General features: G+C 62.6%; 9 protein-coding genes. 3 read left to right on the forward strand and 6 right to left on the reverse strand.

Annotated features, from left to right (window positions below):
• The 3 genes from NKJ90_RS32655 to NKJ90_RS32665 all read left to right on the forward strand — a co-directional run.
• Window positions 1-1,936: DUF5801 repeats-in-toxin domain-containing protein (locus tag NKJ90_RS32655; RefSeq protein WP_352487714.1), on the forward strand; the 1,936-nt coding region annotated here is incomplete at its 5' end.
• Between the two features lie 77 nt (window positions 1,937-2,013).
• Complete coding sequence (locus NKJ90_RS32660; RefSeq protein WP_023760620.1) at window positions 2,014-3,801, forward strand: type I secretion system permease/ATPase; 1,788 nt, start codon at window positions 2,014-2,016, stop codon at window positions 3,799-3,801.
• Complete coding sequence (locus NKJ90_RS32665; protein ID WP_023760619.1) at window positions 3,798-5,147, forward strand: HlyD family type I secretion periplasmic adaptor subunit; 1,350 nt, start codon at window positions 3,798-3,800, stop codon at window positions 5,145-5,147. Before NKJ90_RS32660 ends, NKJ90_RS32665 begins: the two co-directional genes overlap by 4 nt.
• Before the next feature lie 83 nt (window positions 5,148-5,230).
• On the opposite strand, the gene NKJ90_RS32670 is transcribed toward NKJ90_RS32665, so the two are convergent.
• The 6 genes from NKJ90_RS32670 to NKJ90_RS32695 form a co-directional block, all read right to left on the reverse strand.
• On the reverse strand, window positions 5,231-5,983 hold the full coding sequence (locus tag NKJ90_RS32670) for a GGDEF domain-containing protein (RefSeq protein WP_023760618.1): 753 nt from the start codon (window positions 5,981-5,983) through the stop codon (window positions 5,231-5,233).
• Between the two features lie 185 nt (window positions 5,984-6,168).
• The gene (locus NKJ90_RS32675; RefSeq protein WP_023760617.1) at window positions 6,169-6,867 is read right to left on the reverse strand and encodes a thermonuclease family protein; all 699 of its coding nucleotides are present in this window, start codon (window positions 6,865-6,867) and stop codon (window positions 6,169-6,171) included.
• A 33-nt stretch (window positions 6,868-6,900) separates the two neighbouring features.
• Window positions 6,901-8,166: a type 1 periplasmic-binding domain-containing protein gene (locus NKJ90_RS32680; RefSeq protein ID WP_023760616.1), complete on the reverse strand. Its 1,266-nt coding sequence runs from the start codon at window positions 8,164-8,166 to the stop codon at window positions 6,901-6,903.
• A gap of 87 nt (window positions 8,167-8,253) precedes the next feature.
• A complete protein-coding gene (locus NKJ90_RS32685; RefSeq protein WP_023760615.1) occupies window positions 8,254-9,000 on the reverse strand; it encodes a lytic transglycosylase domain-containing protein in 747 nt (248 codons plus the stop codon).
• 32 nt (window positions 9,001-9,032) lie between these two features.
• Window positions 9,033-9,404 carry a hypothetical protein gene (locus tag NKJ90_RS32690; RefSeq protein ID WP_023760614.1) on the reverse strand — a complete coding sequence of 124 codons (372 nt, stop codon included), beginning with the start codon at window positions 9,402-9,404 and terminating at the stop codon, window positions 9,033-9,035.
• A gap of 60 nt (window positions 9,405-9,464) precedes the next feature.
• A partial coding sequence (locus NKJ90_RS32695) for a DUF5801 repeats-in-toxin domain-containing protein (protein ID WP_352487715.1) occupies window positions 9,465-11,713 on the reverse strand: 2,249 nt, incomplete at its 5' end.

The following is an 11,713-nucleotide window of genomic DNA, read 5'->3' on the forward strand; positions in this document are numbered from 1 at the left end:
CGACGACAGCAAGAGCCTGGCTGCGGACGACTTGGTCAAGCTCACCGCGACCATCACCGACAAGGACGGTGACCATCAATCGGCCGCCCTCAACATCGGCCAGAACCTCAACTTCAAGGACGATGGCCCGAGCATTTCGACAATCGGCGCGGAGCCGACGCTGACCGTCGACGAGACCGTACTGGGGCCTGACGCCACGCAGAACTTTGTGGCCAACTTCAGCTCGGCCTACGGCGCCGACGGGGCCGGCACGATCACCTATGCGCTTAGCTTCAATGCCGGCGTAACCGGGCTGGTCGATACGCTAACCGGTGAGGCGGTCGTCCTCTCGCTCAATGGCCTCGTACTTGAAGGCCGCACCGCCGGCACCAACGACCTCGTGTTCACGGTCTCCGTCAACGCCGCGGGCGACGTCACCCTCGATCAGATCCGGGCGGTGGTCCATCCGGACGCCAGCAACCCCGACGACAGCAAGACCCTGAACGCGGACAATCTGGTCGTGCTCACCGCCACCATCACCGACAAGGACGGTGACCACCAGTCGGCCGCCCTCAACATCGGCACAAACCTCATCTTCAAGGACGATGGCCCGACGATCACGCACCCGTTCGACGGTGACCCAGTTACCCCGGGCACCCAGAACGAAACCCTGGCTAACACGGCCGGTGCAACGGCTTCCGGAACTTTCGGCTACGACATCGGCGCGGATGCTCACCCGGCATCGTTCTATGCTGGCGGCGGCTCTGACTTTGTCGACCAGGACCTCGTGGCTCCTAAAGTCCAGATCGGACTCAGCGGCACGATCATCGGCGGCGGCGGAGGCACTCTCATCACCTCGAACGTCACGCTCGCGTCGGAGGACTCCGACTTCGCGACGTTCGACTTCACCTTCACCTATCACAAGGACCCAGCGGATAGCACCCAGATCGGCACGGCGGGCGGTACCCTCATATTCGACAAGGTTGGCAACACCTACACCATCAACCTGACCGACCCACTCGAAGGCTTCAGCTTCGACATTCTTCACACCAGTGAGTTCCTGTCCAAGGTGCCCACGAGCAACTCGGGCCACCCGCCGATCGTGGTGGAGCAGTTGCAGGCGGATGATCCGGGCACGACGGGTGTCAACGAAGGCTTCTACGTGCAGTTCACGGCCAACGCGATCAACAAAGCCAATCCGTTCAGCTTGACCGTCGATGGCGAAGCGAAATCCACTGACACCGTGTTCGACGGCACTCCTACTCACGAGATGGTGAGCAACAACCATGAAACGTGGGTGTCTGCGACGCAGGGCACCAACGGCGTCGCCGGTGACACGATCCAGCAAGGCGAACTGCTCACGTTGCGGTTCTTCAACACCAACGTCGGTATCCAGACCGAGGCTACCGACCCGACGACGGTTGCCTCCGCAGTCGCCATCAAGTTCGACGGTGTCGGGACCAGCGAGGACCTTATCCTGATCCTCGACCTCAAGGACGCCAACGGGCACGAGATTACGCGGGCCATCACCGTCGACAACGGTGACCTCTTCAGGATGGGACAGGTCCCTGCCCCTTACAGCAGCGATTTCACGCTCGACAACAACGACGCATTGCTGGTTGTCGAGCACAATGACTACAACTTCGGCAGCGAGACTTACCAGATTCAGGGCATCCAGATCATGCAGTCCGCGAACGGGCTGACGGGGTCTGGTATCAACCTGAACGGTGGGGTCGGAGGCAATGGTGGCAGCAGTTTGGCTAACCTCCAAAGCTTTACCGCCGCTTCCTTCGGCAATGAGCAGGACGTCTTGAAGATCACCGACATCGGCTTTACCTCGACGCAGACCACGACACCGGACGCGCACCTCGACTTCGCCTTCCAGGTGGCGGACGCGGACGGCGACACGACGCCTACGTCGCCGTTGTTGCAGCACATACTTGTTGACGTCACCTGATACTTGACCAACGGGGCCAGCTAACGCTGGTCCCGTTGCGATCTCTTGCTCAAGATGTCATCTCGCGAGATAAAATGATGAAAACCAAGCAACAGCCCCCTGCCCTGCAGGTGGTGATGAAAGAGGCCAAACGCGCCATCCGGCCGCTTGTCTGGTTCAGCGGCGGCATCAACGTGCTGATGCTGACCGGGGCGTTCTATATGCTTCAGGTCTACCACCGCGTACTCGGCAGCCATAGCGTGGAGACGCTGGTGATGCTGTCGCTGATGGCGGCGATGGCACTCGCGACGCTCGCGGGGCTGGAAGTGGTACGCGGGCGTCTGTTGGCCAAGGTCGGGTCATGGATGAACGCACGGTTGGGCCCAGTTCTCCTGACCGCATCGGTGGAATACGCCGCTTCTGCCCCAGGCCAGATCAATGCGCGACCACTGCGCGACCTCGACCAGGTGCGGAATTTCTTGACCAGCCCGAGCATCTTCCCAATCCTCGACGCGCCTTGGGCACCGATCTTCTTCGCCGCCATATTCTTCATGCACCCTTGGCTGGGCTGGCTGGCACTCTGCGGCGGGCTCGTGCTGTTCGCACTCGCTTTGCTGAACGAGTACATCAGCCGCAAACCGTTGACCGAGGCCGCAAGCGCTCAGTCGCGGGCATACACACAGGCAGAGGCAGCGATCCGCAACGCTGAAGTCGTCCAGGCGATGGGCATGCTGAAGCCCCTGCTGGAGGGTTGGAAGGCGCATCAGGACGAGGCAAACAAAGGACAGGTTCTTGCCGCCAACCGGGGCGGCGTCATTGCGGCCATCGCACGTTGCCACCGGCTGGCCCTGCAGATGGCCATCCTCGGCCTCGGCGCTTATCTGGTCCTTCGCAACGAGGCTTCACCCGGCATCATGATCTCCGCCTCGATCTTGATGGGCCGTGCGTTGGCCCCTGTCGAGCAAGCGATCGCCACTTGGAAGGCGACGGTCGGAGCGCGTGCCGCTTACCGGCGTCTCACCGCGGTCGCCGGACAGCGCCAGGAGGCGACGCCTGTTCTGCCACTGCCACGACCCAAAGGCAGGTTTGAGGCCGACAACCTTGTGCTTGCCCGTCAGGGCGGCGAACCGATCCTGAAGGGCGTCAGCTTCCAGCTCAAGCCTGGCGAAGCGATGGCGTTGATCGGCCCGAGCGGCGCCGGCAAGACAAGCCTGGCGCGAATCCTTGCCGGTGCCTGGCGTCCGACCGGAGGGCGTGCCTTGCTTGACGGCATGAGCATTGTCGAATGGGCGGCCGAGGACAGGGGTCGACACGTCGGCTATTTGCCACAGGACATCGAGCTTTTCGCCGGCACCGTCTCCGAGAACATCGCCCGTTTCGCGTCGCTCAACCCGGCGGTCTTCAACAATGTGGTCAAGGCCGCGCAGTTGGCCGGCGTCCACGAACTGATCAAGGGGTTGCCGAAGGGCTACGCCACCGAGATCGGTGAAGGTGGCGCGGCACTGTCCGGTGGGCAACGCCAGCGCATCGGGCTGGCGCGGGCACTCTACGGCGACCCGGCGTTCCTTATCCTCGACGAGCCTAACTCCAATCTCGACCACGAGGGAGAGCAAGCACTGGCGACAGTCATCGGCGGGCTCAAGGCGGCAGGTACGACGCTGATCCTGATCTCGCACCGGCCAAGCATTTTGGAAAAAGTCGACAAGGTGTTGGTGCTTAGCCACGGCGCACAGGACCTGTTCGGGCCGCGCGATGCCGTGTTCAGCGAACTCGCCAACCGCGCTCGCAAGGTCACCCAGATGCCAAAGGCAGCCCAGCTGCCAACCCTCGAAGTGGTCAAGGAAGTCAAGGAAGTCGACGACAGCAAAGAGGTCAAGGAAGCATGAGCCGTTCCCCAGCATTGAACGTCGTGCCATTACCCGTCGCGCCGCCCTCCCTCCTGGAACCGGTACCCCTGCGTCTGGCCGGCGTGAAGTTCACCGGGTTCGCGATCATGTTCCTGTTCTTCGGCGTGGCCGGGGGCTGGGCGGCCCTGGCACCGCTGGACAGCGCCGCGGTGGCACCGGGCATTGTCAAGGTCGCCGGCGACCGCAAGCTCATCCAGCATCTCGAGGGCGGCATCATCGCGGAGTTGAACGCCGCCAACGGTGATATCGTCAAGGCGGGCAAGATCCTCGTCCGCCTCGATGACACACAGGCAAAGGCGCAGCTTGACCTGCTACAGAACCGGATAGCAACGCGTGAAGCGCTGGCTGCGCGTCTCAGGGCTGAGCGCGACGGCATGGCCGACATCGAGTTCGATCCGGCGCTGCTCGCAAACCCCGCCAAGGCCGTGAAGGACTCGGTGGCCGCACAGCGTGACGTGTTCGCGGCAAAGCACCACAATTTGACGGACGAGCGGGAAATTCTCAGCCAGCGCCGTCACCAGACAGAGGATGAGGTAACGGGGCTGCAGGAGCTCATCGTCACCGAGGACAAGCAGATCGAGGCGATCGAGGGTGAAAGCAAAGATCTTGAGAGCCTGCTCGCGAAGGGGCTGACCACCCGCGAGCGGAACCTGTTGCTCAGACGACAACAGCGGGCGATGGAGGGGGAGCGCGCCACCAACGTCGCGGCAATCGCTCGTGCCAGAAGCGCCATGGCCGAGATCGACATGCAAGTCTTGAACCTCGACACGGTGCGGCTGAACGAGGCCGTCGATGAGTTGAGCAAGATCGAGGCGGAGTTGTTCGACCTCGGACAGCAGGAGCGCTCCGCCAAGGACGTGCTTAACCGCACCAATGTCGTCGCACCGGTTGACGGCATCGTCATGGATCTGAAGGTCCATACGGCAGGCGGTGTCGTTAAACCCGGTGAGACATTGATGACGATCGTGCCGCTCGGACAGCAACTCGTGGTCGAGGCTATGGTCAAACCAGAGGATGTCGAGACGATCGCCCCCGGACAGTCCGCGCACGTCAGCTTCCCGGCCTTCGCCCGCTACAACCTGCCGCCGCTCGAGGGCGTCGTGGAGATCGTGTCGGCTGACCGCATGGTGGAGGAGCGCAGCGGGGCACCCTATTTCGCCGCGACCGTGTTGATCGACAAGAGCGAACTCGCCAAGCTGGAGGGCCGCAAGCTGCTGCCCGGCATGTCGAGCGAGGCCATGATCCGAACGGGTGCTCGCACCGTGCTTTCTTACCTCGCCGAGCCGATCACGCAGAACTTCCGCCGCGCGATGCGGGAAAAGTAAAGTAGCCATAGGTCGCCCAACGGCTTCCTTGCAGGCGAGATAAGAAGCCGATCCCGGACTGGATGGCGCCCGGTGCCCGGCGGTCAGCTGTGGAGATGCGTCAGTTCGAACGCGGCTCCGTCCTGGACGGCGGCCATGCGCTGCTCGACGGACCGGAACATGTCCGCGAACTCCACCTCGTCTTCGAACACCACGCCGCCGACCTTGACGCTCAGCGCATCCTCGGTTCCTTTTGGTGCGAAATAGACTTGCGCGATGCGCGACCGGATACGCTCGCCGATTTCGCTGGCTTCCGCCTCGGTGGCGCCTGAGAGGAAGACCCCGAACATCGAGGCCCCTATACGTCCAACCAAGTCCTCCGCGCGCACCGACGATCGTATGGTCGAGGCCACCAGCCGCAAGGCCTCGTCGCCCCATTCAAGGCCAAAGCGCAGGTTGATGGACCGCAGCTGTTCCGAATGGATGACCAGGAAGGCGCCGGATCTCGGCCCCGGCGACGATGGCCTTGCTGTTCTTCGTTCGACCATCGATGTGAACACCGCTCCGTTCAGGCAGCCGGTCATGGTGTCGAAAGTTGCCGACTTGTCGAGTTCCCGGCGATAGTGACGGATCTCGATCTGCTTCAATCCGACGAACAGAAAAAGCGGAACGCCGAGGATAACAGGCAACAGGATTGCCGTGATCATACTGCGCCCAAATGGCGTCAGCGCCTCCGAGAACAGCAGCAGATAGTTGAGGCCGACGGAAAGGGCCAGGATTCCCGTGGTTCCCAGAAAGGTCAGCCAAACGACGCCTTTCCATGCCTGGGCGGTGCTGCTCGCCGATATCTTTGTCACTGGCCGATCTCCTGTGGATGGGCTGGTAATAAGGCCGGTGTGTTGCAATTTCAGTTTCAAGGAACCTTGCAATTTAATCGATTGCGCGATGACCCCATGAAAGGCTGCGGACGAAATGGCTTGATCCTGGGGAAAGCTTCGCCCGTGACGGTTAACAAACCAAGTATCAGGGGTTGAATGGCCGGCTATTGCGCTGGGCCAAACATGCCCATCTCCGCACCCCTGGCTGTCGCCTCCGCCTTGCCGTAGATGCCGTTCGGCAGCGCCGTGGCCCAGCCATTGGAGACAAGCCAGGCGCCGACATCCTGCTTGCCCAGGCTGCACGGTGCGGCGATGGCAAAACGCTCGACGTCCGGCGGCACGAAACATTTCAACGCGCGTCCCCTCAGCCAGGAATTGAAGGCGGCGCGTGCGCGCTGGCCGCAGGGCCAGGTGACGTCGTGAAACGAGCAGGATCTCTCGAGGTCGATGCCTTGCACGCCGCTGATGATCACCTTCCGGCCCATGGATTCGAACATCGCCGACGATGTCGCAATCGGGCGGTAGAGCAAAACCTCCCGCCAGTCCCCGGGCATCGGCGTTTTCGGGGGCACGGCGAGCCCGAGCTCGCTGAGCGGCGGACGGGGCTCGACCCGTTCGATCTCCGCGGGATCGAGCCGTGGCGGCGCGATGAGGTCCTGAGCAACCGTGCGCGCCGGCTCTCGGCGTTGTGCGTCGGTAACGGCCGCAGCCGGTCGGATTGGCTGCGCGTCGTCCTGCGAAGGCGCCAGGACAGGCCGGTCGACCGAAAGCAAAGCCCCGGCCCGGCCGATCAGCAGGATGCCGGCCAGAAGCAGCAGGCTTCCGAGCCCGATCGCCTGGCGGCTGCGGACAAACCCGCCCATCAGCCCGAACAGGTTCTCAAGGTTTCTCGCCGATCAGAAACCCGACGTCGATTTTGCAACCAGCTTGAGAGCACCTTTTTCAATCCGATAGAACGGCATCGATCGCTCGCTGGATCCGTCGGCCCGAAACCGGAACAGGCCAGTCGATCCACGAAACCCGTTTGGATTTTCGAGAATTTTCTTGCTGAAGCCTTCAGGCCCGACCGCGCTGGCAATCCCCGCGGTCAGGGCAACCATGTCATAGGCGTAGGCCACATTGACGTCGGCCGGATAGTTGTATGCGGTCCTGAAACGGTCGGCGATCGGCCCGGTTTCGCGCGGATCGAGCGTGGCGATATAGGCGCCCTCGAACAGCGGATCCATGGGACGGTCGAGCCAACGGTTCGTCCCGACGACGGAGATTTTCTTCCCCGGAATGCCCTTTGATTTGAGGGCGGCAAGGATGGCCGACGGACTGCCATCGCCGCTGGCAACGATGACGGCGTCGGGAGCTTCCACCAGCGAGCCCATATCGTCGACCGCCTTCGCGCCACCGTCGCCGGCCGAATACGGGACGGTGACCGCCAGCGTCGCGCCGTAGATGCTGAGGCTGTTTGCGACGCGCTTTTCGATAGCGCCGGCGTTTTGGCCTGCTGCGACAAGCAGTACGAACTTCTTGCTGCCTTTCGCAGCCAGTCCCGCGGCGCCCGCCGCAGCGCTGTCCGCTTCGCCAAGCGGCACGGCATAAACCCCGGCGCCGCCGGCGAAATTATCGGCAAGCGCCAGGACCGGTGGCCGCGTCGATCCAGACAGCGTGGCAATATGCTGGGCTGCCGGCAGTTCGGTCGGGCCGATGACGGCCTTCGACCCCGTCGTTATGGCGGTTATAGCCAGTTTGCTGGCCAATGTGCTGTCGCCTCTGGTGTCCTCTACCGTCAGCGTAAGCAGTCCATTGCCGATATCCGTCATCGCCAGCTTGGTGGCGTCGAGCATCTTCCTGCCGTTTTCCCCTGCCGTTCCGGCGGCGGACAGAGGCAGCAGCATGGTGATCTTCGTCGGACCGGTGCCCAGCGACTGGGTCGCCTGGACTGGACCGGCAACAGCGGCGCCATTTTGCCCAGCAGGCACGGCAACAGCGGCGCCCTTCTGCCCGGCAGGTACGGCAACAGCGGCGCCATTCTGCCCGGCAGGTACGGCAACCGCCGCCGGATCGAGCGCTTCGGAAACGCGATCTTTCGATTGGCAGCCCGACACCATGACGGCGAGCGCAAGGGCGATTGCCCATGTCCGTGGACAGTGGACCCGTCGGCCAGCTTCCATGAATACTCCACCCCTATTTGCCGCCGGCTTCCCGGTCTGGCCCTCGAGTCATGTTACGGCGGACTTGCCGTGCCGTCTGCATTTCTTTTAACCGCCGAAAAGCCTGGCTCTGAGCGCCTTGATCTGTCGTGCCTGCCCGGCACTCCGGTAGTCGGCGCATTTCATGTATCGCGGCCCGGGCACGAACACACGGCGCACGCACACATTTTTTCCCTGGGCAGCAGCTCCGCCACTTGGCGAAAATGCGGAAAAGCCGAAGGATGCCACTGGTAGCGGGCCGGTTACGTCGATGCCGTCCCTTGCCAGGATTGCCCGCGCACGCTGACAGTAGTGGACTGACAGGGCCGAGAACCGGCTTTCATTGTGGCCGGCGCGATATTTCATGACGGTGGTGCACAGATCGCCCGCGGCGAGCCTGTTGGCCTGCGCAAGATATCTGACCCCCAGCGCGATGTTGGTCGCCGGTGCGTTCAAATCGTCCAGAGAGCCTCTAAAGCCGAGCATCCTGGCGGTCGCCGGCATCACCTGCATCAGGCCGACTTCGCCATCGGCGCCCTGCACGTCGGGATCGAACCCGCTTTCGATCTCCATGACGGCATGCGCCAGCAGCGGCTCCAGGCCATAGATCGATGCCTGGCAGCTGGCAAACGCCTTGAATGTCTGCCGGGTCCACTGCGTGGCCGCCTCACAGTGCACCGGTCGCACCGGATCGGAGGACTGTTCCACCGAAGGTCGTTCCAGCCAGTTGGCGCGGGCCGGCGTGACAGCCTGGCCAAGGCCGATCAACGCGACCGCGCCGGCGATCGCGCCCAAAAATGATCCGTCGGCTGTCATGACGGCCAACAGGCGTGGCTTCGCCTATCCGGTCAGTGCATGTACTCGACCATGCGATCGTGAAAACACTCGCATTTGTTGAGCGTGTCTTCGTCCTTGTAGTTCGTCTTCAGGTAGCCGTAGGCCATGCCGCAAGCGACCTTGGCCTCCGACGCCCAGACGAAGACGGGCCGGGACGAGTTGATCCACTCCGAGCTGTTGGCGGCGGCCACCGACTCGTCCATCAGCTTCACCACTTGCACCCTGAGGTCGACGATGTTGTCGGTCAGCACCAGGTTGGACGTGCCGACGGTACGGCAATAGTCGACCGTCGGACCTTCGATGATGTCGGCGGCAAAGCTCGTCGACCCGACTGCCAGCAACAGCGTCGCAGCGGAAACCAGCAGTCTTGCAGAATGTCTCATGATGAACTCCCCTCGATATTAGCGGTGTATAACATAGTGGCGTGGTCGTGCGCCATGCCGTTAGATCGTGGCTGTGTGTTGTGTGTGTGCCGTGTCGTCATAAATCAGATTGATGGTGCCGGCGACAGGTGCGTTCTGCAAGACGGCGACGTCGACGAAATTGGCGCCGCCGGTTGTACCATTGGTATCGACGCTGAGGGTGTGTGTTCCCGAATCGTATTTCACGAAATCCGCGATATTGCCCCCTAGTGCTGTTTCGAACAGGGATGACAGGTCGATCTTGTCGCCTTGTGCACCATTGTAGTCAGTGATCAAGTCCTTGATGTCCAAACCGTCGAGCTTGAACGTATCGGCGCCCGTACCGCCGGTCATGGTGTCCTGGCCGGAACCGCCGATGAGAAGGTCGTTGCCAGCGCCGCCGTTGATCGTATCGGCACCAGCGCCGCCGTAGAGTACGTTATTGCCGCCGTCGCCGTTCAACGTGTCGTTGAAGTCCGAACCAATGATATGAGGTTCGGCCAACGTCGACGTATACGAGTGAGGGTCTCCGGCCAGATCCGACGAGTGATCCTGAATGGCTCCTCCCGTCGGACTCAAGGTGATGCCGATCGTGCCGCCGGCAATGTCGCCATCGCCGTCAACAACGCTGACCGGAATATCGAAGCTGACTGGCGTATGTGTAGCGACGGCCGCGCCGAAATCTCCAACCTTGAAAGTATCGCCCGAAACATAGGTGTATTCGACGCTGTTGTAGCCGTCGTTAGTGAAGACCGCGATCTCCGTGCCGATCGCACCTGCGCCGGCAGTGCCGTAGACGCCACCTACATTGACGCTGCCATCCACATTCAGCTGTACCGTATAGACGTGGCCGTTGATGGTGTAGTTCTCGAGGGAAGCGGTGGCTGTTATGGTCTGGAAGACGCCATTGTAGCCGATGATGACCGAATTGATGTGGTCTATGCTGCCGCCACCGACGATGTTGTCTCCGTCCGGATCATCGGAGGCCGTGATCCTGATCGTCGACCCGTTGGTGGCCGTGAATGTGGCCGTCGAACCGTTAACTGTGTAGTGGCCATCGAACACGTGATCGCGATTGGCGGCGTCGCTGTAGCCGCCCGACCCTGCCGGATCGCCGCGCAGGTCCGTCACGAAATCCACTCTCATGCTTTCCGGAAGGCCACCGTCCAAACCGACGGAACTGCCAGAGCCAACACCACCCGAAATCGCGCTAGCATTGATCGTGCTGGTGCGCACCCCATTGACCTCGGGGGTTATGAGCAGGTCGGAGCTGTTGTTGTCGATCGGCGAGCTGACGGTTTCTGTGCTCGGAATGAAACCAGCCCAGGCACCGTTTCCGCCGACGAAGTTGTATCCCGCCGAGCTAAAGTCGACATGGGTTACGCTGTCCACGGTTCCGTTCATGTCGACGGAGTAGGAAGCGGTCGCCGGGTTGAGTGTAATGACAAATACGGACGTTAAGCCGGCCAGACCCGTGAGCGTGTGGCCGTCTGCTGAGACGTCGTACACGATCGAAACGCCGTTGGAGGTCAGCCCGCTCGCCGTGCCGTCGAGCGATGTCGGGAAGATGACAGTTCCACCGTCCGCGCCGTAGTTGTTGGTAAGTATCCCATCGATATCGAGGTCGAATGAGACGGGCGCTCCTGCTCCGTTTGAGACGACCGCGGAGGCCGGGGATATGGCCGAAGGGCCGTCGTCGTTGATGGTCAGCAGGCTGCCGAGGTTGAGCCCCTGCGAGGCCTTGTCGCCGTCGCCGTCCGTCACCGTCGCCGTCAGCGTGATCAGGTTCGACAGGCTGGTGCCGTCGTTCGGCGTGTTGCTGGCGCCGTCCTCATGCACCGCCCGGTCGAGATCGAACGACACCTTGCCGTTGGCGTCCACGCTCACCGTGAACACCAGCGCGCCGCCGGCGCCGGCATGGCCTTCGACCACGCCGCTGGCGTTGACCGACAGGATCACCGCCAGTCCGCTCGCCGTGTCGACCAGGCCGGAGGACCCGCCCGCCACGCTCAGCGCATAGCTGGTCGTGCCGCCATCGGCGCCCGTCGCCACCGTGAAGGCGTCACTGAAGGTTGCTTCCGCATGCGTCGAGCCGGCAGGCGCCTGGCCCGAGCCGTTGATGCCGCCATTGGTCGCAGCCGTCAGGAAGCTCTCGTCGACCGTCAGCGCGTGCGTCGTCCCGCTCAGCCCGATCGTCGGGCCGTCGTCGTTGATGGTCAGCAGGCTGCCGAGGTTGAGCGCCTGCGAGGCCTTGTCGCCGTCGCCGTCCGTCACCGTCGCCGTCAGCGTGA

The sequence above is a fragment of the Mesorhizobium sp. M0051 genome, assembly GCF_040323235.1.
In the GTDB taxonomy this organism is placed as follows: domain Bacteria; phylum Pseudomonadota; class Alphaproteobacteria; order Rhizobiales; family Rhizobiaceae; genus Mesorhizobium.